The sequence below is a fragment of the Natronospirillum operosum genome (genome assembly GCF_004768465.1).
Lineage (GTDB): Bacteria > Pseudomonadota > Gammaproteobacteria > Pseudomonadales > Natronospirillaceae > Natronospirillum > Natronospirillum operosum.
This window is the reverse complement of record NZ_SRMF01000001.1, coordinates 782,331-806,875: the sequence shown is the minus strand read 5'-3', so window position 1 is coordinate 806,875 and position 24,545 is coordinate 782,331. Positions and strand designations below refer to the sequence as shown.

Below are 24,545 nucleotides of genomic sequence, written 5' to 3'. Positions count from 1 at the left end.
GTAATGAGCGGGTACGAAACACCAGTCAGGCTGAACCGCTGCGCGCCATTTTGCGTATAACAGGACACATCTGCAAGGAGTCCGTACCATGACCGATTCGGCCCAGCGCCCTCGCATCGCTGTCAGCGCCTGTCTGCTGGGCGAGGAAGTCCGTTACAACGGCGGTCACAAGCGTCATCGCTGGCTGACGGACTGCCTGGGTGACTATGTGGATTTCCGGCCCCTGTGTCCGGAATATGAAATCGGCATGGGCATTCCGCGCGAGCCCATCCGGTTGGTCAGCCGGGATGGCGCCGTGCAGGCCGAAACCCATGATGGCAGCAAAAACTTTACAGACCCGCTGCGTCGCCTTGCCGATGACTATGTGCCGGAAACCGAGCAGTGGGACGGACTGATACTGATGCAGGGTTCACCCAGTTGCGGCCTGTTCCGGGTCAAGCTGTACGATGAGCGGGGCTTTCCAACCAACAGTACCCAGGGCGCCTTTGCCGGACGCCTGCAGAGCCGGAGCCCCCTGCTGCCGATGGAAGAAGCCGGGCGGCTGAACGACAGTCATCTGCGCGAAAATTTTCTGACCCGGGTATTTCTGCGCCAGCGCTGGCGGCAGAGCAACCCGGCGCAGTCCGCTGCGGCCCTGATCGATTTCCACAGTCGCAGCAAGTACCTGATCCTGGCGCATTCCCAGAGTGCGTACAAGACACTGGGGCAACTGCTGTCAGATCTGTCACAGCGCGACCCGGCCAAGGTGGCGCGGGAATACCAGACCCGGGTCGCCGAGGCGCTGGCCCACCCTGCCCCGCGCGGTCAGGTCACCAATGTGCTGCTTCATATTCAGGGCTACCTGAGAGAACACCTGCGTTCGGAACAGCGGCAGTCGCTGCGTGAAGTCATTGACAAGTACCAGGCCGGCCTGGTGCCCATGATAGTGCCGCTGACCCTGCTGCAGCATCACCTCGACACCCACTGGAAGGACGATACCTACATCCGTCGTCAGTTCTTCCTGAACCCCTATCCGGAGCAGCTCGGGCTGAGGAATGCCGTATGAACCTGATCTGGATGCGCACCAGTCTGCGCGTGCTGGACAACCCACTGTGGCATCAGGCTGCCACGTCGGGGCAGGTGCCGCAGGACATCCACCTGATACTGACCCCGGTGCCGGAGCAGTGGCGCCAGCATGGCTATGGCCAGCGCAAGATCCGCGCCCTGCACCAGCAGCATGACGACCTGGCACAGTGGGCCCGCCGACACGGCCTGCAACTGCACTGGCTGCCCTGCGAGACCTATCGAGAGGCGGCAACCCGGGTACTGGACCTGACCCGTGACCTGCAGGCTGATGCGCTCTGGGCCGACCGGGAGTACGGGCTCAATGAACGACGTCGGGACGCCTGGCTCGGCAAGCGGCTCAATGCCGACCGCATTGACCTGAACCTGGTCGATGATCGTCTGACCTATGCCCCGGAGAGCCTGCTGACCCAGCAGCGCCAACCCTTTCAGGTATTCAGTGCCTTTCGCAGAGCCTGGCGGCAGCGCTGGCAGGCCGACCCCAGGGCGCCCTTTGCCCGGCCACACTGGGTGCAGGACCTGCCGCCCAGCGAGCAGAGCGCCATCGATGCCCTGCAGCAGTATGTCGACAGCCAGTTGATCGCCTATGACGACGAGCGCAATGACCTGTCCCGGCCCGTGGTCAGCGGCCTGGCACCCTGGGCGGCCAATGGGCTGCTGACCACGCGCCAGGCCTGCGCCGAAGCGGCCGCAGCGCGGCTGGAAGCCGACACCTGGCTCAGCCAGTGGATCTGGCGCGAATTCTTCTATGCCGTGGGTTTCCATTTTCCCGATGTTTATCGTCACCGCCCGCTGCAGGCCTGGACTGACGCTGTGGCCTGGATGCACAACGATGCGCACCTGCAGGCCTGGCAGGATGGCCGCACCGGTTATCCCGTGGTGGATGCCGCCATGCGCCAGCTCAGGGCCACCGGCCAGATGCCCAATCGCGCGCGCATGTTCACGGCCGCCTTTCTGGCCAAGGACCTGCGGCTGGACTGGCGCAAGGGAGAGGCCTGGTTTCTGGACCAGTTGCTGGATGCCGACTTTGCCGTCAACAATGGCAACTGGCAATGGGGTGCCAGCACCGGGGTCGACGCCGCGCCCTACTTCCGCATTTTCAACCCGCAGCGGCAGGCCGAGCGCTTTGACCCCGACGGCGACTATATTCGCACCTGGGTGCCGGAACTGGCGCACCTGCAAGGCAAGCAGATACTGAACCCCGACAGCCAGGCCCGACAGCAGGCGGGATACCCGCCACCCCTGGTGATCCATCGCGAGGCAGCAGAACGTACCAAGACAGCCTTCAAGGCAGCAAAAGACCACGCCTCCACCTATCAGGTCAAAGCATGATTGAACATATTCAGAAGACCTATCAGGCCATCAACCGGGACAGCCTGGACGATGGCATTCTGCGCCGCCTCTACACCGAGGATGCAGAGTTCATCGACCCCTTCCACCACATCAGGGGGCGACCGGCGCTGGAAACCTATTTTGCCCACCTGTACCGCAATGTGAAATCCATCGACTTCCACTACGGGCACAGTGTCGAGCAGGATGAGCACATCATGATGGAGTGGACCATGACCGTGCGGCACCCCCGACTGCGCGGCGGCGAACCGGTCACGGTCGATGGTTGTACCTGTTTCGAGATCAGGGACGGACAGGTGGCTCGCCACCGGGACTACTTCGATGGCGGACAGATGCTTTACGAGAACCTGCCGCTGATCGGCCGCATCATCAACGCAATCAAGAAAAGGATGGGACAATGAGACCCGACGGCAACAAGCGTGCAATCTGGCTGGTCGGGGCATCCACCGGCATCGGCTACCATCTGGCCGCCGAACTGGTCGCCGACGCCGACACCCTCTTTATCAGTGCCCGCTCTGCCGGCCGACTGGAGAGCCTGGCCAGTGAACTGAACCGGGCCGGCCAGGCGCGCGTCATTGCACTGCCCATGGACATGACTTCTGCCGACGCCCGGGCGCAGGCTCTGGCCGCCATTCGCGAGCAAGGCGGCCACCTGGACTGGCTGGTGCTCAATGCCGGCACCTGCGAATACGTGGACATGGCACAGGAAGCACTGGACCTGGAGCTCTATGATCGGGTCCTGGGTACCAATTTCCTGGCCCCGGTGCGGCTGTTTCACGAAGCCCTGCCGTTGCTGCGCCAGAGCGCGGAACCCCGCCTGATCGGCATCAGTTCCAGTGTGACCTTCACCCCGCTGCCGAGGGCCCAGGCCTATGGCGCCTCCAAGGCCGCCTTCAGCTACTGGCTGGGTACCATGGCCGCCGACCTGAAACCGGAGGGCATTCGGGTGCAGGTGGTATCACCGGGCTTTGTCGACACCCCGCTGACCCAGCGCAATGACTTCAAGATGCCCTTCCTGCTCAGCAGTGAACAGGCAGCACAACGCATCGCTCGCGGCCTGCGCCGTCAGCAGACACATATTCATTTTCCGCGCCGGTTCACCCTGCTGCTGCGTCTGTTCGGCCTGCTCCCGCTGAGCTGGCAGTACGCCCTGAACAGCAGGCTCAGTCGCAATCGCGCCCAGCGCTAAAGGAGATTCGATGCGCCAACGTATTGCCATTATCGGCAGCGGCATTTCAGGCCTGACCAGCGCCTGGTTGCTGCACCCACAGCACGACATCACGCTATTCGAGGCCAACGACTATATCGGCGGCCACACCAATACCGAGGATGTACAGGCCGGCGGTCGGACCTGGCCGGTGAATACCGGCTTTATCGTGTTCAATGACTGGACCTATCCCAATTTCGAGCGCCTGATGGCGGCGCTGGATGGAGTGGACAGCGAACCGACCCGAATGAGCTTCTCGGTCAAGTGCGAGCAGTCCGGGCTGGAGTATTGCGGCTCCACCATCGGCACACTGTTCGCCCAGCGCCGCAACTGGTTCCGGCCGCGCTTCTATCGCATGGTACGCGACATTCTGCGCTTCAATCGCGAAAGTATGGAGCTGCTCAACAGTGGTGAACTGCCGGCTGACATGACGCTGGGCGAGTTTTTCCAGACCTATGGCTACGGCGACTGGTTCGTCAGCAAGTACATCGTGCCCATGGGCGCGGCCATCTGGTCTTCGGGTGAAGACGACATGCTGCGCTTCCCGGCGCTGTTCTTTATCCGCTTCTTTCGCAACCACGGCCTGCTGTCGGTCAGGAACCGTCCGCAGTGGCGTACCCTGGTCGGCGGATCGCGCAGCTATGTGGCACCCATAACCCGGACCTTCGCCGACCGCATCCGACTCAACACGCCGGTGCGCAGCATCGAACGACCAGACGGGGACGCGGGCGAGGTACGCATCACCACCGACAGTGGCACCGAAGGCTTCGACCAGGTGATTCTGGCCTGCCATTCGGATCAGGCTCTGGCCCTGCTGAAGGATCCGACCGCAGAAGAACGCGAAATTCTCGGCGCCATCCCCTATACCGACAATGACGTGGTGCTGCATACCGATGCCAGCCTGCTGCCGCGCCGCCAGAAAGCCTGGGCGGCCTGGAACTATCATATTGCCGAAGCGGGCCGGACCCCGGTCGCGGTGACCTACAACATGAACATCCTGCAGAATTTCGACGCCGCGCCGGAAACATTCTGTGTCACTCTGAACTACACGGGTCCTATCGCCGAGGATCGCATCATCAAGCGCTTCCGCTACAGCCACCCCGTTTTCACGCCCGGGGGCATGGCTGCTCAAGCCCGTTTTCATGAGATCAGCAACCACAACCGAACCCACTATTGTGGTGCCTACTGGTTCAACGGCTTTCATGAAGACGGCGTCAACAGCGCACTGCGGGTTGCGCGCGATTTCGGCATAGACTGGTGACCTGATGAGCGAGCATCTGCACAGCGGTCTGTACGAGGGCATAGTCACGCACCGGCGCTGGCGCCCACGCGAACACAGCCTGTCCTATCGGGTGTACATGATGTACACCGATCTGGCCGAGCTGGAGCAGATCACTGCCCGCCATCCCCTGTGGAGTCAGGGCCGGCGCAACCTCTCGTGGTTCCGTCGCGCCGACTACTATGGTGACCCGGCACAGCCGCTGGCCACAGCGCTGCTGGACCTGATGGAAGAGCGCACCGGCTATCGACCGGACGGCGCCATCCGCATGCTGACCCAGTGGCGGACCTGGGGTGTCGGCTTCAGTCCGGTCACCTTCTACTACCTGTTTGATGCTGATGATGATCACACCCCGGTGGCCATCATTCCCGAGGTAACCAACACCCCCTGGAACGATCGCTACCAGTACGTGCTGACCACGCGCCCGCTGGACGGTGGCGTGCCCCCGGTCGAACAGAACGACGGCCTGTGGCACTACGAGGTCGACAAGGCGTTTCATGTCAGTCCCTTTTTCCCTCTGGATCATACCTACCACTGGCAGTTCGGCGTACCCGGCAGGCAGTTGCGCATGCACCTGCAGAACAACGACAGCGAGGGCCGTATCTTTGTCGCCACCATGGCCCTGCAGCGTCATGAAGTGAACCGAAAAAATCTTGGGCGCGTACTTCGACAGTATCCAATGATGACCTGGACTGTGCTCTGGGGCATCTATCTCAACGCCCTGAAACTTTGGTTGAAGCGGGTGCCCTACTTTGCGCACCCTCCCGGAGGAGTGAAATAATGAGAATTACCGGAGACCGAGCTGTAGCTGCCGGATCTGCACCCGGGATATGGCGCCGACTGATGTTCCGTGCGCTGGAGCAGATCGAGGACGGCTATCTGGTCATCGAAGAAAATGGCGAGACCTGGGCGTTCGGTAACCCGGCCAGTGACTGTCGTGCTTCCGTTGAGATACGGGACCCGGCCGTGTATCGGGAGTTTGTGCTGGGCGGCGGTCTGGGCGCGGCCGAAGCCTATGTGCTGAAGCTGTGGGATTCTCATGACCTGACCCGTGTGGTCCAGGTCTTTGCGCGCAACCTGAAAACGCTGCAGCGTGGTGGTCCGCTGGCCACCCTGCGCAAGACGCTGGCCTGGCTCGACCACCAGTTGAACCGCAATACCATCAACCAGGCGCGGCGCAATATTGCCGCACACTATGACCTGGGCAATGATCTGTTCGAGCATTTCCTTGACCCCAGCATGATGTATTCGGCGGCCATGTACCCCAGCCGTGATGCATCGCTGGAAGATGCCCAGACCTTCCGTCTGCACCGCATCTGCCAGAAGCTGGATCTGCAGCCTGATGATCACCTGCTGGAAATCGGCACCGGCTGGGGTGGCATGGCCCTGTTTGCGGCCCGCCACTACGGCTGCCGGGTCACCACCACCACCATATCCCGGCAGCAATTCGACTATGCTCAGCAGCGTGTGCGGGAAGCCGGGCTGGAAGACCGTGTCACCCTGCTGATGCAGGACTATCGTGACCTCGAAGGCGAGTATGACAAGCTGGTCTCGCTGGAGATGATCGAGGCGGTCGGGCACCAGTATCTGTCCACCTACTTTCGCAAGTGCAATGACCTGCTGAAACCCGATGGCGCCATGCTGCTGCAGGCCATCACCATTGCCGACCAGCGCTACGACCATTATCGACGCAATGTGGATTTCATCCAGAAGTACATCTTTCCGGGCGGCGCCCTGCCAAGCGTCTCCCAACTGGCCGGCGAGATCAGCCGCGCTACCGACATGACCGTCAAGCACCTGGAAGATTTCGGTCAGCACTATGCGCGCACCCTGCGCGACTGGTGCGAGCGCTTCAACCGCAATTCGGAACAGCTGCTGAATCAGGGTTATGACGAATCCTTCCAGCGCCTGTGGAACTACTATCTGGCCTACTGTGAAGGTGGCTTCCGGGAACACAATATCGGGGTCGCCCAGCTCGTACTGGCCAAGCCGCAGAACCGCCGGGAATCCATACTGCCATGAAACCCTGGATGCATGCGGTGGTATACCAACTGACCTGGTTTGTCACCGTGCTGCTGGGCAATGTCTGGGCCCTGCTGTGGGCTCTGCCCCTGGCCTTCACCCTGATCTGGCGCCAGCCGCCTGCAGCGCTGGCCTTTGTCGCCACCGTTGGTCTCGCCGGCTACGGTGTTGACCTCGCCCTGCAGGCCATGGGCTGGGTGAGTTTCCACGGCAACACCGCCGCGGGTCCGCTGTGGCTGCTGGTGCTGTGGCTGGCGTTTGCCAACGTGATCTGGCATCTGCTGTACAGGATTCCCGGCGTCTGGCTGCAGGCCCTGCTGGGTGCAGTCTCTGGCCCGCTGTCCTATTATGGTGGCGCGGTACTGGGTGCTGCCGAACCGCTGAGCACTCAGGGCCTGATCGCCTTTGGTATCTGGTGGGCCATTGCCTTTCCGGCCTTTGTGGCGCTGCGCAAGCGCTGGCCTGCTCAGGGCCGGACTCAGTGGTCCCGACCCTGACCTGGTGTTCTGAAGCATCAAACCTGGAGTCCAGTCATGTGGCGATTGCCGCACAGAACAGCCAATTCCGGCACTACCGTTTCGGTTCTCTGGGTATTTGGACTGCTGGCCATGCTCAGCCTGCCGGTGCAGGGCTGGGATCTGCGCGGCACAGCACATGACCCGGACAGCGGGGAGATCAAATATCTGGAAGAACACTATGTCGAGACGGATGACAAAGGCATTCGCTCGAGACGTGTGGACTACCTGCGCCCGGACGGGGAGCGCTTTGCCCGCAAGATACTGACCCATGACACCGCCTACCCCTATGTACCTTCTCTGCAATGGGAAGACATCGAAGCGGACACCACCATCGAAGGCTGGCTGGACGGCGACACCTACTATCAGACCATTCGGGCGCCCGGGCGCAATGACGAAGAGCGCGCCAGTCTGGGTGACCCGGACAAGGTCGCCTTTGATGCCGCCTTCGACCAGTATCTGACCGATCATTTCGACCAGTTACTGGAGCAGGGCCGTCTGCGCTTTGATTTTCTGTCGCTGAGCGCCGGGCGCACCTATTCCTTTCAGGCCGAAGTCACGGCACGCCATGACGATACCGTGGTGATCGAAGTGGGCCCGCGTAACACTGTCATCCGCTGGTTCGTCGACCCCATTGAGCTGGAATACGCGCGCTCTGCCCCGCGCCTGATTCGCTTCACCGGCATCACCAACTTCCGCCGTGACGGTGATCTGGTGGAAGCCGACATCCACTATGAATATGCTCAGTGAGGTCCTGCCATGTCGAGCCTGAACATGCCCAGTCGACAGTCCGTGATCCGCATCGCTCTGGCCCTGGCCGGGCTGGGTTTTCTGCTGCAGATCATCCACGCCTCACTGCAGGTGGGTCTGTTTGAACAGGGGCCCCTGATCATGGAGCTGATCTGGGGCCGCGTTACCCTGGTGGATCTCTATCTGGGATTTTTCGTGGCTCTGATTCTGCTCTGGTTTCTCGAGCCGCGGCGCCTCTACGTGGTGGTTTTCGGCCTGATTTTCCTGTTCATGGGCAACTGGCTGCTGTGCTGGTATCTGGCCTGGCGCTGGCCCCACCTGCGGTTTCAGAGCAGTCGAAGCTGAAGCTGGCGCACACAGCCAGCGTCCGGCTCCAGCCGCCACGGGCGCTACAACAATGGCAACTGCGGCTGTACCTGATAGGTCAAGTCCACTACAGTGTCAGATATTGAGTAGTCAGGGTTCCGGTGCCCATGTCGATCCGTCAGCGTATTGCCTTCAAACTGGCTCTGAGCGCAGTCTGCATTGCGCTTCTGGTCAGTAGTCTGTTCAGTGCCTATCAGGTATGGTCGGACTACAGCAATGAGCGGCGCAACATCGATCAGGTGGTACGTCAGTTGCTGATATCCTATGAGCCTGCAGCACAGCGGGCCATCCACAACCTGGATGACCGGTTGGCCAGTGAAGTGGCCAGTGGGCTGCTGACCTATCACTTTCTGATCAGTGCTGAGATCCGCGATGAACTGGGCAATACGCTGGCTTTCAGTGAGCGTCCCCCCGAACAGATCACAGCCGCTGCTCCGCTCCAGCGTCTGACTGAGCGCTTTCAGGACGCCTCGCGCTCCATTTCCATTGTCGGCACCCCGGAACAGGGCGAACTGCTGCTGCAGGTTGATCTGCACAAGGCACTGCAGCCGGTTGTGGACCGGGCCTGGGAAACCCTGGGCATTACCACGCTCAGCACCATGTCACTGGTTCTGTTCTTCTTCCTGGTCTACCACTGGCAGATCACCCGGCCACTGGTGGCATTGAGTCAGCAGTTTCGCAGACTGGACCCAAGCCGACCCCAGGGCGTGGAGCTCCGAGTCAGCGGAGCCCATCAACAGGACGAACTGGGTGATCTGGCGCGCAGCGCCCAACGCTTTGTGAGCACGGTACAGCGCCTGCTGCTGGAACGGGACCTGGCAGAACAGGAGCTCCGTCGTTCGTCGGAACGCATCCAGTACCTGGCTTACCACGACTCCCTGACCGATCTCCCCAACCGCAATCTGATGCTGGAGCAGCTCGAAACGGCCCTCACTGCGGCCCGCAACGAGGGCCAGATCAGTGTGCTGATGTTTGTTGATCTGGACAACTTCAAGACTATCAATGACTCCCTGGGGCATCCGGCCGGCGACCATGTATTGCGTCAGGTGGCCTTGCGGCTGCACCGTCAGGCTGGCGAGAGAGACCTGCTGGCCCGCATGGGCGGAGACGAGTTTCTGCTCTGTCTCAACCAGGTTGCGGCCAGCCGCAAGGAGGCCCTGCAGATCGCGGAAACCCGCGCCATCTTCATTCGCCAGGCCTTGTCGGTGCCCATCTGGTATCAGGGCCACCGCCTGACTGTGTCTGCCAGCGTCGGCATCACCCTGTTCCCGGAGGGCAGCCTGCCCGCTGCGGACCTGATCCGCAATGCCGACATTGCCATGTTTGCGGCCAAGACCCGAGGCAAGAACACCCATGAACTGTTCCAGCAGCACATGACCGATGAGGCCAGTCGTCGCATGCTGCTGGAGAACGACCTCAGGGCAGCTCTCGACGAACATCAGTTCTTCCTCGTCTACCAGCCGCAGATCGATATAGAACAGGGCCACATCATCGGCATGGAAGCGTTGATCCGCTGGCGCCACCCTGAACGCGGCGTAGTATCGCCCATGGCCTTCATTCCCGTACTGGAAGCCACCGGCATGATCAAGGATGTCGGCGAATGGGTGCTGCATGATGCCTGTCAGGCCATCCACGCCTGGCAGGAACTGGGTATCTGGCGCGACGGCATGAAAGTCGGCATCAATGTCAGCGCCAGCCAGTTCCTGGATGCCAGTCTGACGCACAGTGTGCGCCAGGCCATGGAATCCACCGGGGTCGACGGACAGGTGCTGGATTTCGAGATTACCGAAAGCATGCTGATCGAGTCGGTCGATGACACCATAAAGCGCATGCATGCCCTGCGCGAACTGGGCATCACCTTTTCCATTGATGACTTCGGCACCGGCTACTCCTCCCTGACTTATCTCAAGCAACTGCCCGTGGACGTGATCAAGATTGACCAGAGCTTCATTCACGATATCATTGCCGACAGCAGTGATGCCGCCATCGTCGAAGCCATCATTGCCATGGCCAACCACCTCAGCCTCGGCACCATTGCAGAGGGCGTGGAAAGTACTGAGCAACTGGCGTTTCTGCAGCAGGCCGGCTGTCAGCGCTATCAGGGTTACCTCTATGCGCGCCCCCTGTCACGCGAGGACATGACCGATCTGATGCAGTCAACTGCCACCCTGAACCAACCCTGAGCTGATCTGCCGCCACAACCCGCAGATTGCAGCACGAGCCGAACCATGTACCAGATCAAAGAAGTCTTCCACACCCTGCAGGGCGAAGGCGCCCACAGCGGTCGCCCGGCCGTGTTCTGCCGTTTTGCCGGCTGCAATCTCTGGAGCGGTCGGGAACAGGACCGAGCCGTCGCGCGCTGCAACTTCTGTGACACCGACTTTGTCGGTACCGACGGCCAGAATGGCGGCAGCTTTCGATTGCCGACCGAACTGGCAGACCACATTGCCGGCTTCTGGCCCGCCGATCAGGGGCATCGCTATGTGATCTGCACCGGTGGCGAACCTCTGCTGCAACTGGACGCCCCGCTGATCGAGGCTCTGCATGCCAGAGGCTTCGAGATCGGCGTCGAGACCAACGGTACCCTGCCCGCTCCGGCAGGTATCGACTGGCTGTGTGTGTCGCCCAAGGGCGCCACCAACGTGGTGATCGAGCAGTGCGACGAACTGAAGCTGGTCTACCCGCAGGCGGAGGCGCCCCCGGAGCGTTTCAGCCGGATTGCAGCGCGTAATTTCTACCTTTCGCCCATGAACCCGCCCGATGGCACCATCAGCACGGACAGCCCGGCAGTCAGGGCAGCCATCGACTATTGCCTGGCCCATCCACAGTGGAAGCTGACGCTGCAGAGCCACAAGATACTGCACATTGACTGAACAATATTTGTCAAACAAATACCCGTTATTCATCATGCTTATGCCCTGTACGGGTTAACTTCAGAGCCCGTTTCCACTACACTTGCGCCGATTTTTCGCCTGCGAATAAACGACAGTCGTAACGACAGTGGAGTGATCATGCTGACAGCTTACCGCGAGCACGTGGCCGAACGGGCCGCCAAAGGTATTCCCCCCAAGCCTCTGAGCCCGGAGCAAGTAACCGAACTGGTCGAGTTGCTGAAAAACCCACCCGCGGGCGAAGAGGAATTCCTGGTTGAACTGCTGACGCATCGGGTACCACCCGGCGTGGACGAGTCTGCCTATGTGAAAGCCGGTTTCCTGTCCGCCATTGCACGCGGCGAAATCAACTGCCCGTTGATCGACCGCAAGCAGGCGGTGGAACTGCTCGGCACCATGCTGGGCGGTTACAACATCGCCACCCTGGTGGAGTTGCTGGATGACGATCTTCTGGGCGAACTAACCGCCGAACAACTGAAGAAAACCCTGCTTGTGTTCGATGCCTTTCACGATGTGGCAGAGAAAGCCGACGCCGGCAACGCCCATGCCAAGGGCGTGATGCAGAGCTGGGCCGATGCCGAATGGTTCCTGAACCGGAAGCCGCTGGCCGAGCAGATCACCCTGACTGCGTTCAAGGTGACTGGTGAAACCAACACCGACGATCTTTCTCCCGCCCAGGATGCCTGGTCACGGCCAGATATCCCGCTGCACGCCCTGGCCATGTACAAGATGGCCCGTGATGGCGTGACACCGGACAAGGCCGGCGAGATCGGCCCGCTGTCCACGCTGGAAAAACTGAAGGAAAAGGGGCACCCGATCGCCCTGGTAGGCGACGTCGTCGGCACCGGCTCCTCACGCAAGTCAGCCACCAACTCCGTACTCTGGCATACCGGTGACGACGTTCCCTATGTGCCCAACAAGCGCAGCGGCGGTTTTGTTCTGGGCAGCAAGATCGCCCCCATCTTCTTCAACACCATGGAAGATGCCGGCGCCCTGCCGATCGAGGTCGATGTGGACAACATCGATACCGGTGACGTGATCGACATCTTCCCTTACGCCGGCAAGGTCGAAAAGAACGGCCAGGTGGTCGCCGAGTTCAGCCTGCGCACCGAAGTGCTGCTGGACGAAGTACGCGCCGGCGGCCGCATTCCGCTGATCATCGGTCGCGGCCTGACCGACCGCGCGCGTGAGCACATGGGCCTGCCGGTGTCCGACGTCTTCCGTCGCCCGGCCGCCATTCAGGACAGCACCGCCGGCTATACACTGGCGCAGAAGATGGTCGGCAAGGCCTGCGGCCTGGAAGGGGTGCGCCCGAATCAGTACTGCGAACCGCGCATGACCACGGTCGGCTCGCAGGACACCACCGGCCCCATGACCCGGGACGAACTGAAGGACCTGGCCTGCCTGGGCTTCTCCTCCGATCTGGTCATGCAGTCGTTCTGCCACACGGCCGCCTATCCCAAGCCGGTCGATATCGACACCCAGCACAGCCTGCCCGACTTCATCATGAACCGCGGCGGTGTGTCGCTGCGTCCGGGTGACGGCATCATTCACTCCTGGCTGAACCGCATGCTGCTGCCCGACACTGTCGGCACCGGCGGTGATTCCCATACCCGCTTCCCGATGGGCATTTCCTTCCCGGCCGGTTCCGGCCTGGTGGCCTTCGCGGCAGCGACCGGTGTCATGCCGCTGGACATGCCGGAAAGCGTTCTGGTGCGGTTCACCGGCAAGCGCCAGCCCGGCGTCACGCTGCGCGATCTGGTGCATGCCATCCCCTACTACGGCATCCAGAACAAGCTGCTGACGGTCGAGAAAAAAGGCAAGATCAATGAGTTCTCCGGCCGCATCCTTGAGATCGAGGGCCTGGAAGAACTGACCGTCGAGCAGGCCTTCGAGTTGTCCGACGCCTCGGCCGAGCGTTCGGCTGCCGGCTGCACCATCACGCTGAGTGAAGACTCGGTGGCCGAGTACCTGCGCTCCAACATCGTCATGCTGCGCTGGATGATTGCCAACGGCTACGGCGATCCGCGTACTCTGGAGCGTCGTGCCAAGGGCATGGAAGAGTGGCTGGCCAACCCGAAGCTGATGCGTGCCGACAAGGACGCCCAGTACGCGCATGTGCTGGAAATCGACATGTCGGAGATCAAGGAGCCCATCCTGTGCGCACCCAATGATCCGGATGACGCCAGAATGCTGTCTGACGTTCAGGGCGACACCATCGATGAAGTCTTCATCGGCTCCTGCATGACCAACATCGGCCACTTCCGTGCTGCCGGCAAGCTGCTGGAGCAGCACAATGGCACACTGAATACCCGCCTCTGGGTGTCGCCACCCACCAAGATGGATCAGCACCTGCTGATGGAAGAAGGCTACTACAACATCTATGGGCGCGCCGGTGCGCGCACCGAAATGCCGGGCTGCTCACTCTGCATGGGCAACCAGGCGCGGGTCGCCGCCAACTCGACGGTGGTCTCCACCTCGACGCGGAACTTCCCCAACCGTCTGGGTGATGGTGCCGATGTGTATCTGGCCTCTGCCGAGCTGGCTGCCATCGCCTCCATTCTTGGCAAGCTGCCGACACCGGCCGAGTATCTGGAATATGCCGGCAGAATTGACAGCATGTCGGGCGAGATCTACCGCTACATGAACTTCGACCAGATGCAGGAGTTCGTGGACGCAGCCAGTTCAGTGATTGCCACTGACGCGGCCTGATCTCGAACCAGCCTGAACCCCGCACAGCGCTGCGCGGGGGTAATACTGCAAAAAGCCCTGCACTGCGGGGCTTTTTTGTGCACAATAGAGTCATGTCACCCAGCAGTTTCCGACATAAGTAGAACAATACCAATGCCCACTTCCGTACTTATTTGCGATGATTCCAGCCTTGCCCGCAAACAGATGGCACGCGCTCTGCCCCGGCAGTGGGAGGTCGACATTTCCTATGCCACCAATGGTGAAGAGGCGCTGGCAGCCATCAAGGCTGGCCAGGCCGACGTGCTTTTTCTGGACCTGACCATGCCGGTCATGGACGGCTATGAGGTGCTTGAGCATATCCGCCGTGAAGACCTGCCCACCGTCGTCATTGTGGTCTCCGGCGATGTGCAGCCGGAAGCGGTCGCCCGTGCCCGATCGCTGGGCGCACTCGAGTTCATCAAGAAGCCCATCGACCCTGACAAGACACTGGCAGCACTGACCCAGTACGGACTGTTATGAGTAGCGACCACGCCCAGGAATCAGGCCTCCCGCAGGAGCTCACCGAAGAGCAGCGGGACTGCTACCAGGAGATAGCCAACATCGCGATGGGCCAGGCAGCGGCGCTGCTGTCGCGTCTGCTGGGCGTTTTCATCAAGCTGCCCATCCCCAGAGTCAATCTGTTCGAACTGGCCGATCTGAATATGGCGCTGCAGTCACTCGACCATGACGAGGCCGCCTCGGCCGTATGCCAGGGCTTCGCCGGTGACGGCATTACCGGTGAAGCCCTGATCATCTTCAATGACTCCAACTTTGAAGACATTGCGCAACTGATGAACTATTCAGGCGAGCAGTCGGAAGCCATGCATGTGGAGCTGCTGATGGATGTGGCCAACATCCTGATCGGCGCCTTTCTCAAGGGTCTGGCCAACCAGATGGACCTGACATTCAGCCACGGCCATCCCATGGTGCTCGGACAGCACAAGCTGGTTCGCGACCTACTGCAACCCTCTCGACAGCCCTGGCAACAGACACTGGCCATTGAAATCACCTATTCACTGGAAGATCACCCGGTCAACTGTGACCTGCTGCTGCTGTTTACCGAAGATTCCATACGGATCATGAATCAGAAAGTCGCCTACTTGCTGGATGATTGATATGAGTGACCAAAGCCTACGCGACATTCACTGGATGCTGGAGATCCTGCAGACCATTGATGTAGGCCTGGTCGTGATCAACATCGAGTATGAAATTCAGAACTGGAACGGTTTCATGGAAAACCACTCGGGTCACAGGGCGCAGAAGGTGCAGAACCGCAACCTGTTCGACGTGTTTCCCGAATTGCCGCACACCTGGTTCTGCCAGAAAGTGGACACGGTCCGGGAGCTCAACATCCGGGCCTTCACCACCTGGGAGCAGCGCCCCTACCTGTTCCGCTTTCGTACCTACCACCCCATCACCAGCACCGCCGAGTACATGTATCAGAACAGCATGCTGTACCCGCTGGAGAACACCTCGGGTGAAGTCGAGTACATCGCCATCGTCATCTTCGATGTCACTGATGTCGCCACCAACAAGCTGGCGCTGCAGCAGGCCAACAGCGAGCTGGCACGCATCAGCAGAACGGACGCCCTGACTCAGCTGTACAACCGGGGCTACTGGGAAGAGTGCCTGTACCGTGAACTGCTGCGGTGCCGGCGCCACCAGCATACGGCCAGTCTGATTTTACTCGACGTTGACCATTTCAAGCCGGTCAATGATACCCATGGCCACACTGCCGGCGATGCGGTACTGCGTCACCTCAGTCGAACCATACGGCAGAATGTTCGCGAGACGGACATCCCCGGCCGCTATGGCGGCGAGGAGTTTGGCATCATCCTGCCGGAAACGGACAGCCCAAAGGCGTTCGCCTTTGCCGAGCGCCTGCGGGGACTGATCGAAGAAGAGGCCATCCAGATCGGCGACAACAGTGTCAGCATTACAGTAAGTTTCGGCGTCGCCGAACTCGAGCAGAACATGCAGACCATTGAAGACTGGATCACCCGTGCCGACGAGGCACTCTATCAATCCAAGCAGTCTGGTCGCAATCAGGTCACAGCCACCTGACCCGGGGCGTTCAGGAATTCACCTTGACGCCCAGTTGAGCCAGCCAGCGTTCAAGGCAGTCCCCTGCCGGCAGTTCGCCGGTCAGCACTACCCTGGATGGCGCATGCTGAGTCACATAGCGTGCCTGGTCAACCAGCCCTTCAAAACAGCTTTCGAACAGTTCCGGCGGATAGCCCGCCGGCCGATGCTCTCGCAGCGAGCCTGGCAAATCCTGACACTGGCATTGCAGCGGGTCAGGCTGGCCATCAATACAGGCCTGGGAGGACATCGGGAACGGGTAGATCAGGCGCAGACCGACGGGCAGCCGACTCTGCAGTCTGGCAGCACATTCATGGCAGATATCAACGAAAGGCAGATCCGGAACCCCTTCCCTGCTCGCCAGGTAGCCGCGCAGATACATGCTGACGCCCAATTCGGCCAGCCGATCGATCAGGAATGAAAGCTCGGGAACAGGTGGCGTAGGGTACTTCATACTCGCCCTGAGTTCCGTAACAACAGTCTTTCAGCTTAGCACCAAAACAGATGCATGGCAGAAAATTACCGCAGACAGAATGGATTCATGACAATTGTCATATCAACCATCAACGAGGCAAGGTCAGCGCCCAGGTTCTGATGATCGCACCGACTTCGGATTGGCCGCCCTGTTTCCAATTAATTTCAAGCAAGAAAAAAGCCACTCGGCGTTACCCGTAAGTGGCTGTTTTTCGAGGAATTATTGGTCGGGCATAGAGGATTTGAACCTCTGACCCTCGCCACCCCATGACGATGCGCTACCAGACTGCGCTAATGCCCGACTTGCTGCGGAATGATACCCTAACCGATTGAAATTACAAGCTTAATTGCGATCTGCGTCAAGGGCGGCGCAACAATTCTCGGGCCTCTTCCGCCACCTCGCGCAATTCCCGCAGTTGCTCGGCACTGATCCCGGATCTCGCACGTGGAGCCGGCTCCGCAAGCAGCTCTCCAGGCGGCGCACCGGGTTCAGTTTCGGAGACTGGTGGACCAGATGGAAAATCATCATCCAGCGTCGCCAGCACGGACTGTTTCTGCCGTGCCTGCTTCTGTTCCCGCGCCTGTCGTTCCAGTTGCTGGCGGGCACCCTGAATGGTAAAACCTTCTTCGTAGAGCAAGGTGCGGATGGTGCGAATCAGCAGTACATCTTCGCGCTGATAATAGCGGCGATTACCGCGCCGCTTGACCGGATTGAGCTGGGGAAACTCCTGTTCCCAATAGCGCAACACATGGGCCTTCAGGCCACACAGGTCGGCGACTTCACCAATGGTGAAGTAACGCTTGCCGGGTATGTCATCGGCGGCGACTTCAACCCTTGCGCTCGTCTCCCTCATAGTTTTCCACCTTCACCTTCAGCTTCTGTCCCGGGCGGAAAGTAACCACCCGGCGGGCTGAAATGGGGATTTCTTCTCCGGTTTTGGGATTCCGGCCAGGACGTTCCCGCTTGTCCCGCAATTCGAAGTTCCCGAAGCCCGAAAGCTTGACCTGTTCATTATGCACCAGGCAGTCAGTAATTTCCTGAAAGAACAGCTCGACAATTTCCTTGGCCTCTCGCTTGTTCAGGCCCAGTTCTTCATAAAGGCGTTCCGCCATTTCGGACTTGGTCAGTGCCATTGGATCAGCTCCTCAGTACGGCATCAAACTCCTGCTGCAGACGTTCAATCACCGAGTTCATGAAGCCTGCAATTTCGTCGTCCTGCAGCGTGCGATCGGGATGCTGCCAGCTGAGCTGCAGCGCCAGGCTGCGTTTGCCCGCACCAATCGAATCGCCCGCATAGACATCGAACAGATGGACATCCTGCATCCATTCACCGCCCGCAGCACGGGCCACTTCCTGCACCCGCTGGGCCTGCACATTCTCTTCCACCACCAGCGCCACATCCCGATGGCTCGCCGGGAAGCGTGACAGCGGTTGATAGGTGGGCACTGCGCGCCGGGCCACTGCGGTCATCGACAACTCGAACAGCCAGGCGGGCTTCTTCAACTCCAGTGCCTGTTCGACACGCGGATGCAGTCGCCCCAGCCAGCCAGCCGGCTCACCATCCACCAGCACACGGGCAGACTGTCCGGGATGCAGCATGGATTGATCCGACAGGGCCTCGAAGCGGATTTCACGCCCCCCCGACAGACCCAGCAGAGATTCCACATCGCCCTTGAGGTCATAGAAGTCGGTACCCTCGGTACCCAGCCAGGTCGCATCCTGACGCGGGCCATACAGCAAGCCGCCGACCTGCTTGGTCTGGCTCAGGGTGTCCAGTTCGCCCCGGAAGACCAGACCCACCTCGAACAGTCGCACCCTGTCCTGCTGTCGGTTCAGGTTGTAGCGCAGCGCATTCAGCAAGCCTGCAGCCAGAGACGTTCGCATCACCGACAGTTCTTCGGAAATGGGGTTGCTCAGTGGCAGCGGCTTGAGTTCGGGCTCCAGCAACTGCTGCAGCCCGGGTTCAACAAAGCTGTAGGTCACTGCTTCCTGGTAGCCCAGGGCCAGCAGCCGCCGCTTGACCAGGCGTTCGCTCTCGATGGCTTCCGGCAGCGGTGTTATCTCCAGCGCCATCCGAGGGGCTGACACCGGCAGGTTGTTGTAGCCGTAGACGCGCGCGACTTCCTCGATCAGGTCTGCTGGAATCGACACATCAAAACGGTGACTGGGCACTGCGCAGTGCCAATGGCCGCCATCGACCGTGACGGCAAACCCCAGGCCTTCGAAGATGCGGGTAATGGTATCCGGCTCGATCTCCGCGCCCAGCAGGCTGGTAATGGCCTGATGGGATACCGATACCGTGCCGCCAACTGGCAGGTGCGCCGTGTCGACGGCCTCGCTGACCGGGCCGGGCCGACCACCGACAATATCCAGCAGCAGGCCGGTGGCACGCTCCATGGCCAGGCGCTGCAACTGGTGATCAACACCGCGCTCGAAGCGATGCGATGAATCGGTGTGCAGGCCGTAGGAGCGGGCTATTCCAGCCAGATGCAGAGGTGCAAAGAAGGCGCATTCGAGGAAAATATCCTCGGTGCCCTGGTGAATGCCGGAGGCCTCGCCACCCATGATGCCGGCCATGGCCAAAGCCTGCCCCTCATCGGCAATCACCAGGGTGTCCTCGCGCAGTTCGACGGTCTGCTCATCGAGCAGTGTCAGGGCTTCACCTGCACGCGCGCGGCGCACATCAATGCTGCCCTGCAAGCGGTTCAGATCGAAGCCGTGCATGGGCTGGCCCAGTTCCAGCATGACGTAATTGGTGACGTCCACCACCGGATCAATGCTGCGCACGCCGCTGCGCCGCAGGCGTTCCTGCATCCACAGCGGCGTGGTGGCGGTGGGGTCAATGCCCCGGATAACCCGGCCCAGATAACGCGGGCAGGCTTCCGGTGCCGACAGCCGCACCGGGAAGGTGTCGTCGATCTCGGCCGCTACCGGCTCGATCACCGGTGCTGTTACCGAAGTGCCGGTCAGCACGCCCACTTCGCGGGCAATGCCACGGATGCCGAGACAGTCGGCACGGTTGGGCGTCAGATCGATTTCAATCAGCGTATCGTCCAGACGCAGGTACTGGCGCAGATCGACACCCAGCGGCGCATCTGCAGCCAGCTCGAGAATGCCACTGTGATCATCGGACAGGCCCAGTTCGCGGGCACTGCAGATCATGCCGGCGCTTTCCACGCCGCGCAGTTTGGCCTGGCGAATGCTGATGTCACCAGGCAGTGTGCCGCCGACCCGGGCCAGCGCGACCCGAATACCGGCCCGTGCATTGGGCGCGCCGCAGACCACCTGATGCTCCGCAGTGCCATCACTGACCCGACAAACCTGCAGCTTGTCGGCATCCGGATGCTGTTCGGCATGCAGAATCTCGGCGACCACCACATCGGTAAAGGCGCCTGCTGCAGGCTCGCTGCCATCCACTTCGAGACCGGCCATGGTGACCAGATGCATCAGGGCGTCCGCATCCAGATCCGGATTTACCCACTCTCGCAACCAGTGTTCGCTGAATTTCATAATGCTCTTCTGTCTAGTATCCGGGTTATCTGAACTGGCTCAGGAAGCGCAGATCATTGTCGAAGAAGATGCGCAGATCATTCACGCTGTAGCGCAACATGGCCAGACGCTCCACGCCCATGCCAAAGGCAAAGCCGCTGTAGCGCTCCGGGTCTATATTGGCATAGCGCAGCACCTCGGGGTGCACCATGCCGCAGCCCATGACTTCCAGCCAGCCGGAATGCCCGCAGACCCGACAGCCTTCACCGCCACAGTGCACACAGGCAATATCCACTTCGGCCGAAGGTTCGGTAAACGGGAAATAACTGGGCCGGAAACGCACCGCCAGTTCCTGCTCGAAGAATTCGCGCAGAAAGCTTTCCACCGTGCCCTTGAGATTGGCCAGACTGATGTTCTCGTCCACCAGCAGCCCTTCCATCTGATGGAACATGGGAGTATGCGTCAGGTCCGAATCACAGCGATAGACGCGCCCCGGGCAGACAATGCGCAAAGGTGGCGGCTGCTCTTCCATGACCCGCACCTGTACCGGCGAGGTATGGGTACGCAACAGCCGCGTGGCATCAAAGTAGAAAGTATCGTGCATGGCCCGCGCCGGGTGGTGCGACGGAATATTCAGGGCTTCGAAGTTGTGATAATCATCCTCAACTTCCGGCCCTTCTGCTACGCTGTAACCGATGCGGGTGAAGAAATCAGTCATGCGTTCAATGGTGCGGGTGACCGGATGCAGACCACCCGGGGCGACCTGGCGGCCCGGCAGCGTGACATCGATGGTTTCCTCGGCCAGACGACGATTCAGCTCAGCCTCGGCCAGAGCGGATTTGCGCTGCCCGAGCGCCTCGGCCACCTGCTGCTTGGCCTCGTTGATACGGGCCCCGGCGGCAGGGCGTTCTTCCGCAGGCAACTTGCCCAGTTGCTTCAGCAATGCGGTCAGCTCACCTTTCTTGCCCAGCTTGCTGACACGAAGGGACTCAAGCTCTGCGGGATCCTCGGTCTTGGCAATGGTATCCAGGGTTTCTGCTACCAGAGCGTCCAGATTTTCCATGCGGGTCTCAATCAATGGGTTTCGTTTTCGCTTACTATAGGGAACTGTGTTAAATAAGCAACTGAATCCTAAGGGGTTTTTGCCGACAATTGGCCCTGCAGGGGCGGGAACAGACCGATGACGCCTTACCCAGACAACAGCACCCCGGAAAAACTGGCCGCCAGCGTTTCCATCACCGAACTGAAGCAGATTGCGGAAGCTGCCGGCCGGCAGATCATGACCGTGTTTGCGCAGGATTTCGCGGTCGAAACCAAGGCCGACAACACCCCGGTTACGCAGGCCGACGAGGCCGCCAGTGCAGAGATTGTGCAGGCCCTGCAGGCGCGTTTCCCATGGCCGGTACTGAGTGAAGAAGACGCCAATATTGCCTGGTCCGAACGACGCCACTGGACCACCTACTGGCTGGTTGACCCGCTGGACGGCACGCGTGAATTCATTCGGGGCAGCCATGACTTCACCGTCAATATCGCCCTGGTCCACCAGCAGCAGACCATTCTGGGCCTGATCCATGCGCCGGCCAGTGGTGACAACTGGTGGGGTGGTCGCGGCCTTGGCGCCAGTGCAGAACCGGCGGGTCAACCGGTGCGTGCCATTCGGGCCACAGCCCTGCCCGCGGACACTGCCGACTGGATAGAGCTGGGCAGCCGCACCCATCGCTCCCGGGCTTCGGCTCTGCTGTCGGAGGCTATCGGGCCGCATCAGGTCGATGGTGTCGGCAGTTCATTGAAGCTGTGTCGGATTGCCGAGGGCAGCGGTCATCTGTATTTCCGTCTCGGCCCGACCAGTGAATGGGATACTGCCGCCGGCCAGGCAATCCTGGAAGCTGCGGGCGGCCAGGTACTGAACGCCTACACCCTTGAGCCGCTGCGCTACAACACGCGGACCGAGCTGGAAAACCCCTGGTTTGTGGCCGCCTGTGCGCCTGACCCACGCTGGGCCGGACCACTGGGCCAGGTATTGGATACCGTCAACGGCACATGATGCGGCCAGCAGAGAGACGGAACCGGGTTGAACTGCAGGCTAGAACGCAAAGGCGTGGCTATTCTGCCGCCACGTCCGCACTGTCGATCACGATCTGATCACGGATGGTATCCAGGGTGGCTGGCCCGATACCGGACACGGACAGCAGATCATCGGGTGATTCGAAGGGGCCGTGCGTCTGGCGCCAGTCGACAATGGCCGCGGCCCGGTTTGGTCCCACGCCATCCAGGCGCTCGGCCAGGGTATCCGCATCAGCGCTGTTGATATCCACTTCCAGCACCAGATCGGCATTGGTGCCCGGTTCGGGATAATCATCGGCCAGCGCCGGCACTGTGGTCAGCCCGACCGCCAGCAGCAGACAGACGGCCAGACTGCCCCAGCGTTGAGCAGGCAGATACAGGGGGTTGTTGCAGATAAGATGTTGCACAATTGGTTTCATGGTATGAGTCCTCGATAGGTTGAGCGTTCCGGTCTCTGCTGACCGATGACCACTCTAGACGGCCCTGCCCCCGCTGAAACTGCCCCCAGGGTCAAACCGAGGCCCAAAAACGACTTTTCCAAGCCCACAATGCGCGTTTCAAAAATTCCGGTCACCGATGTACACTGTCGCGAATCGATACTGGATGCGTTGCATGACCAACCTGCTCTACCAGAAGGACATCGTCTCCATTTCCGATCTGTCACCGGCAGCCCTGGAACTCATTGTCCAGACCGCAGAACAGATCAAGGGCGGCGCCGTCCGACACTGGCTCGCCGGACGGGTTCTCGCCAGCTGTTTCTTTGAAGCCTCCACCCGCACCCGACTGTCTTTCGAAACGGCGGTACACCGCCTCGGCGGCGAACTGATCGGTTTTGCCGACAGCAGCAGCACCTCGGCCAAGAAAGGCGAAACCCTGGCCGACACCATCCGCATGATCGCCTCCTACACCGATGCCATCATCATGCGTCATCCGCAGGAAGGCGCCGCCCGCCTGGCCAGCGAATTCTCCACCGTGCCCATCATCAATGGCGGCGACGGGGCCAATCAGCATCCGACCCAGACGCTGCTGGACCTGTTCAGCATCTACGAGTGCCAGGGGCGGCTGAACAATCTGCGCATCGCGCTGGTCGGCGACCTCAAGTATGGACGCACTGTGCATTCACTGGCCCAGGCCACCGCCCGCTTCGGCTGCAGCTTCCATCTGATCTCGCCTGACGCGCTGACCATGCCCGACTATCTGCTGGAAGAACTCAGCGCTGCCGGCGTCTATTACGAGCGGGCGACCAATCTGGAATCGGTGATTCCCGAGGTCGACATCATCTATATGACCCGGGTGCAGAAAGAGCGTTTTGACCCGACCGAATACATGCATCTGGCCTCCGACTATGTGCTGCGCGCCGACATGCTGAGCACCGCCCAGCCACACATGCGGATACTGCATCCGCTGCCGCGGGTGGACGAAATCGATGTATCGGTGGACCAGACCCCGCATGCCTACTACTTCACCCAGGCCGAAAACGGCGTCTATGCGCGCATGGCGCTGCTGGCCCTGATTCTGAACGAACGACTCGAAGGCCTGACCCATGACTGATCCCGGTACCCAGCGGTCCCAGTTGCAGGTCGAGGCCATCCGCCGCGGCACGGTAATCGACCATGTGCCGGCCGGCAACGGCATCAAGATCGTGCATCGGGTACAGAAGCTGTCGCCCACGGCACGGCTGACCGTGGGCCTGAACCTGCCCAGCGGCGCCATGGGCAGCAAGGATCTGATCAAGGTGGATGACTGGCTGTTCACCGAACAGCAGGCCTATGAACTGGCCCTGTTTGCCCCGGAAGCCACCATCAACGTCATTGATGACTACAAGGTGGTGAACAAGTTCAAGATGTCACTGCCGGACACCGTGGTCGGCGTGTTCGATTGCCCCAACTCCAACTGCATCTCGCACAACGAGCCGGTGCAGTCACACTTCCATGTGCTGCAGGAAGGCGGCCACGTCGCCCTGCGCTGCCACTACTGCGAGCGCAAGTTCCGCGATACGCTGTTCAATTGATTTCCCTGTAGCGAGCGACGCGAGTCGCAACAGGCGGCGCCAGCTGTCCTCCTGTGTGGGCCTGGTGACCCAATCGGGACTTGCGTCCCTCCCTACAGGTATGGGTGCCTCATTTGTAGCGAGCGACGCGAGTCGCGACAGGCGGCGCCAGCCGTCTCCTGTGCGGGCCTTGTGGCCCAATCGGGACTTGCGTCCCTCCCTACAGGGATGGGTGCCTCATTTGTAGCGAGCGACGCGAGTCGCGACAGGCGG

The 24,545-nt window shown here is 60.8% G+C and carries 24 protein-coding genes, 1 tRNA gene and 1 pseudogene; 19 read left to right on the top strand and 7 right to left on the bottom strand.

Features of this window, described 5'->3' with window-relative positions:
- Positions 1 to 88: 88 nt before the first annotated feature.
- The 16 genes from E4656_RS03750 (at position 89) to E4656_RS03675 (ending at position 16,236) form a co-directional block, all read left to right on the top strand.
- Complete coding sequence (locus E4656_RS03750; RefSeq protein ID WP_135481293.1) at positions 89 to 1,045, top strand: YbgA family protein; 957 nt, start codon at positions 89 to 91, stop codon at positions 1,043 to 1,045.
- The gene (locus E4656_RS03745) at positions 1,042 to 2,394 is read left to right on the top strand and encodes a cryptochrome/photolyase family protein (RefSeq protein WP_135481291.1); all 1,353 of its coding nucleotides are present in this window, start codon (positions 1,042 to 1,044) and stop codon (positions 2,392 to 2,394) included. The genes E4656_RS03750 and E4656_RS03745 overlap by 4 nt, the downstream gene beginning before the upstream one ends.
- On the top strand, positions 2,391 to 2,813 hold the full coding sequence (locus E4656_RS03740) for a nuclear transport factor 2 family protein (RefSeq protein WP_135481289.1): 423 nt from the start codon (positions 2,391 to 2,393) through the stop codon (positions 2,811 to 2,813). Before E4656_RS03745 ends, E4656_RS03740 begins: the two co-directional genes overlap by 4 nt.
- The gene (locus E4656_RS03735) at positions 2,810 to 3,601 is read left to right on the top strand and encodes an SDR family NAD(P)-dependent oxidoreductase (RefSeq protein ID WP_135481287.1); all 792 of its coding nucleotides are present in this window, start codon (positions 2,810 to 2,812) and stop codon (positions 3,599 to 3,601) included. The genes E4656_RS03740 and E4656_RS03735 overlap by 4 nt, the downstream gene beginning before the upstream one ends.
- A 10-nt stretch (positions 3,602 to 3,611) precedes the next feature.
- Positions 3,612 to 4,880, top strand: coding sequence for an NAD(P)/FAD-dependent oxidoreductase (locus tag E4656_RS03730; protein WP_135481285.1), 1,269 nt, complete (start codon positions 3,612 to 3,614; stop codon positions 4,878 to 4,880).
- A 4-nt stretch (positions 4,881 to 4,884) separates the two neighbouring features.
- Complete coding sequence (locus tag E4656_RS03725) at positions 4,885 to 5,679, top strand: DUF1365 domain-containing protein (RefSeq protein WP_135481283.1); 795 nt, start codon at positions 4,885 to 4,887, stop codon at positions 5,677 to 5,679.
- The gene (locus tag E4656_RS03720) at positions 5,679 to 6,920 is read left to right on the top strand and encodes an SAM-dependent methyltransferase (RefSeq protein WP_135481281.1); all 1,242 of its coding nucleotides are present in this window, start codon (positions 5,679 to 5,681) and stop codon (positions 6,918 to 6,920) included. The genes E4656_RS03725 and E4656_RS03720 overlap by 1 nt, the downstream gene beginning before the upstream one ends.
- The gene (locus E4656_RS03715; RefSeq protein ID WP_135481280.1) at positions 6,917 to 7,417 is read left to right on the top strand and encodes a DUF2878 domain-containing protein; all 501 of its coding nucleotides are present in this window, start codon (positions 6,917 to 6,919) and stop codon (positions 7,415 to 7,417) included. The genes E4656_RS03720 and E4656_RS03715 overlap by 4 nt, the downstream gene beginning before the upstream one ends.
- Before the next feature lie 36 nt (positions 7,418 to 7,453).
- Positions 7,454 to 8,185, top strand: a complete 732-nt coding sequence (locus E4656_RS03710; protein WP_135481278.1) for a hypothetical protein — start codon at positions 7,454 to 7,456, stop codon at positions 8,183 to 8,185.
- A 9-nt stretch (positions 8,186 to 8,194) separates the two neighbouring features.
- Positions 8,195 to 8,530 carry a hypothetical protein gene (locus E4656_RS03705; protein ID WP_135481276.1) on the top strand — a complete coding sequence of 112 codons (336 nt, stop codon included), beginning with the start codon at positions 8,195 to 8,197 and terminating at the stop codon, positions 8,528 to 8,530.
- 128 nt (positions 8,531 to 8,658) lie between these two features.
- On the top strand, positions 8,659 to 10,734 hold the full coding sequence (locus E4656_RS03700) for a putative bifunctional diguanylate cyclase/phosphodiesterase (protein WP_135481274.1): 2,076 nt from the start codon (positions 8,659 to 8,661) through the stop codon (positions 10,732 to 10,734).
- Between the two features lie 45 nt (positions 10,735 to 10,779).
- The gene (gene queE, locus E4656_RS03695; RefSeq protein ID WP_135481272.1) at positions 10,780 to 11,424 is read left to right on the top strand and encodes a 7-carboxy-7-deazaguanine synthase; all 645 of its coding nucleotides are present in this window, start codon (positions 10,780 to 10,782) and stop codon (positions 11,422 to 11,424) included.
- Positions 11,425 to 11,562: 138 nt separating this feature from the next.
- Positions 11,563 to 14,154, top strand: a complete 2,592-nt coding sequence (gene acnB / locus E4656_RS03690) for a bifunctional aconitate hydratase 2/2-methylisocitrate dehydratase (RefSeq protein WP_135481270.1) — start codon at positions 11,563 to 11,565, stop codon at positions 14,152 to 14,154.
- Positions 14,155 to 14,286: 132 nt separating this feature from the next.
- Positions 14,287 to 14,652 (top strand): response regulator, encoded by a 366-nt coding sequence (locus E4656_RS03685; RefSeq protein ID WP_135481268.1) that lies wholly within the window; start codon positions 14,287 to 14,289, stop codon positions 14,650 to 14,652.
- On the top strand, positions 14,649 to 15,287 hold the full coding sequence (locus E4656_RS03680; RefSeq protein ID WP_135481266.1) for a hypothetical protein: 639 nt from the start codon (positions 14,649 to 14,651) through the stop codon (positions 15,285 to 15,287). The genes E4656_RS03685 and E4656_RS03680 overlap by 4 nt, the downstream gene beginning before the upstream one ends.
- A gap of 1 nt (position 15,288) precedes the next feature.
- A complete protein-coding gene (locus E4656_RS03675; protein WP_135481264.1) occupies positions 15,289 to 16,236 on the top strand; it encodes a GGDEF domain-containing protein in 948 nt (315 codons plus the stop codon).
- 10 nt (positions 16,237 to 16,246) lie between these two features.
- On the opposite strand, the gene E4656_RS03670 is transcribed toward E4656_RS03675, so the two are convergent.
- The 6 genes and pseudogenes from E4656_RS03670 to pheS form a co-directional block, all read right to left on the bottom strand.
- Entirely contained in the window at positions 16,247 to 16,708 is a 462-nt protein-coding gene (locus E4656_RS03670) for a hypothetical protein (RefSeq protein ID WP_135481262.1), read from the bottom strand.
- 244 nt (positions 16,709 to 16,952) lie between these two features.
- Positions 16,953 to 17,029, bottom strand: a tRNA-Pro gene (locus E4656_RS03665).
- Between the two features lie 241 nt (positions 17,030 to 17,270).
- Positions 17,271 to 17,582: pseudogene (locus tag E4656_RS20440) on the bottom strand (MerR family transcriptional regulator); the annotation flags it as partial.
- Positions 17,557 to 17,862: an integration host factor subunit alpha gene (gene ihfA, locus E4656_RS03655; protein WP_135481260.1), complete on the bottom strand. Its 306-nt coding sequence runs from the start codon at positions 17,860 to 17,862 to the stop codon at positions 17,557 to 17,559. The pseudogene E4656_RS20440 and the gene ihfA, both read right to left, overlap by 26 nt.
- A gap of 4 nt (positions 17,863 to 17,866) precedes the next feature.
- Positions 17,867 to 20,239 (bottom strand): phenylalanine--tRNA ligase subunit beta, encoded by a 2,373-nt coding sequence (gene pheT, locus E4656_RS03650; RefSeq protein ID WP_135481259.1) that lies wholly within the window; start codon positions 20,237 to 20,239, stop codon positions 17,867 to 17,869.
- A gap of 25 nt (positions 20,240 to 20,264) precedes the next feature.
- Positions 20,265 to 21,281: a phenylalanine--tRNA ligase subunit alpha gene (pheS, locus tag E4656_RS03645; protein ID WP_135481257.1), complete on the bottom strand. Its 1,017-nt coding sequence runs from the start codon at positions 21,279 to 21,281 to the stop codon at positions 20,265 to 20,267.
- A gap of 117 nt (positions 21,282 to 21,398) precedes the next feature.
- Here pheS and cysQ point away from each other — a divergent pair, with 117 nt between their 5' ends.
- Positions 21,399 to 22,262 (top strand): 3'(2'),5'-bisphosphate nucleotidase CysQ, encoded by an 864-nt coding sequence (cysQ, locus tag E4656_RS03640; RefSeq protein ID WP_135481255.1) that lies wholly within the window; start codon positions 21,399 to 21,401, stop codon positions 22,260 to 22,262.
- Between the two features lie 58 nt (positions 22,263 to 22,320).
- On the opposite strand, the gene E4656_RS03635 is transcribed toward cysQ, so the two are convergent.
- Positions 22,321 to 22,701, bottom strand: coding sequence for a ComEA family DNA-binding protein (locus E4656_RS03635; protein ID WP_135481253.1), 381 nt, complete (start codon positions 22,699 to 22,701; stop codon positions 22,321 to 22,323).
- A 193-nt stretch (positions 22,702 to 22,894) separates the two neighbouring features.
- Here E4656_RS03635 and pyrB point away from each other — a divergent pair, with 193 nt between their 5' ends.
- Together pyrB and pyrI are read left to right on the top strand one after the other, a co-directional pair.
- Positions 22,895 to 23,833, top strand: a complete 939-nt coding sequence (pyrB, locus tag E4656_RS03630) for an aspartate carbamoyltransferase (RefSeq protein WP_135481251.1) — start codon at positions 22,895 to 22,897, stop codon at positions 23,831 to 23,833.
- Complete coding sequence (pyrI, locus tag E4656_RS03625; protein WP_135481250.1) at positions 23,826 to 24,293, top strand: aspartate carbamoyltransferase regulatory subunit; 468 nt, start codon at positions 23,826 to 23,828, stop codon at positions 24,291 to 24,293. The genes pyrB and pyrI overlap by 8 nt, the downstream gene beginning before the upstream one ends.
- The last annotated feature ends 252 nt before the right edge of the window (positions 24,294 to 24,545 follow it).

Coding starts and splice junctions, on each gene's coding strand:
- E4656_RS03720 (WP_135481281.1), top strand. CDS start 5,679: ATGAGAATTACCGGAGACCGAGCTGTAGCTGCCGGATCTGCACCCGGG.
- ihfA (WP_135481260.1), bottom strand. CDS start 17,862: ATGGCACTGACCAAGTCCGAAATGGCGGAACGCCTTTATGAAGAACTG.
- pyrB (WP_135481251.1), top strand. CDS start 22,895: ATGACCAACCTGCTCTACCAGAAGGACATCGTCTCCATTTCCGATCTG.
- pyrI (WP_135481250.1), top strand. CDS start 23,826: ATGACTGATCCCGGTACCCAGCGGTCCCAGTTGCAGGTCGAGGCCATC.
- E4656_RS03745 (WP_135481291.1), top strand. CDS start 1,042: ATGAACCTGATCTGGATGCGCACCAGTCTGCGCGTGCTGGACAACCCA.
- E4656_RS03715 (WP_135481280.1), top strand. CDS start 6,917: ATGAAACCCTGGATGCATGCGGTGGTATACCAACTGACCTGGTTTGTC.
- queE (WP_135481272.1), top strand. CDS start 10,780: ATGTACCAGATCAAAGAAGTCTTCCACACCCTGCAGGGCGAAGGCGCC.
- E4656_RS03700 (WP_135481274.1), top strand. CDS start 8,659: ATGTCGATCCGTCAGCGTATTGCCTTCAAACTGGCTCTGAGCGCAGTC.
- E4656_RS03670 (WP_135481262.1), bottom strand. CDS start 16,708: ATGAAGTACCCTACGCCACCTGTTCCCGAGCTTTCATTCCTGATCGAT.
- cysQ (WP_135481255.1), top strand. CDS start 21,399: ATGACGCCTTACCCAGACAACAGCACCCCGGAAAAACTGGCCGCCAGC.
- E4656_RS03725 (WP_135481283.1), top strand. CDS start 4,885: ATGAGCGAGCATCTGCACAGCGGTCTGTACGAGGGCATAGTCACGCAC.
- E4656_RS03675 (WP_135481264.1), top strand. CDS start 15,289: ATGAGTGACCAAAGCCTACGCGACATTCACTGGATGCTGGAGATCCTG.
- E4656_RS03685 (WP_135481268.1), top strand. CDS start 14,287: ATGCCCACTTCCGTACTTATTTGCGATGATTCCAGCCTTGCCCGCAAA.
- E4656_RS03635 (WP_135481253.1), bottom strand. CDS start 22,701: ATGAAACCAATTGTGCAACATCTTATCTGCAACAACCCCCTGTATCTG.
- acnB (WP_135481270.1), top strand. CDS start 11,563: ATGCTGACAGCTTACCGCGAGCACGTGGCCGAACGGGCCGCCAAAGGT.
- E4656_RS03740 (WP_135481289.1), top strand. CDS start 2,391: ATGATTGAACATATTCAGAAGACCTATCAGGCCATCAACCGGGACAGC.
- E4656_RS03750 (WP_135481293.1), top strand. CDS start 89: ATGACCGATTCGGCCCAGCGCCCTCGCATCGCTGTCAGCGCCTGTCTG.
- E4656_RS03680 (WP_135481266.1), top strand. CDS start 14,649: ATGAGTAGCGACCACGCCCAGGAATCAGGCCTCCCGCAGGAGCTCACC.
- pheT (WP_135481259.1), bottom strand. CDS start 20,239: ATGAAATTCAGCGAACACTGGTTGCGAGAGTGGGTAAATCCGGATCTG.
- pheS (WP_135481257.1), bottom strand. CDS start 21,281: ATGGAAAATCTGGACGCTCTGGTAGCAGAAACCCTGGATACCATTGCC.
- E4656_RS03735 (WP_135481287.1), top strand. CDS start 2,810: ATGAGACCCGACGGCAACAAGCGTGCAATCTGGCTGGTCGGGGCATCC.
- E4656_RS03705 (WP_135481276.1), top strand. CDS start 8,195: ATGTCGAGCCTGAACATGCCCAGTCGACAGTCCGTGATCCGCATCGCT.
- E4656_RS03710 (WP_135481278.1), top strand. CDS start 7,454: ATGTGGCGATTGCCGCACAGAACAGCCAATTCCGGCACTACCGTTTCG.
- E4656_RS03730 (WP_135481285.1), top strand. CDS start 3,612: ATGCGCCAACGTATTGCCATTATCGGCAGCGGCATTTCAGGCCTGACC.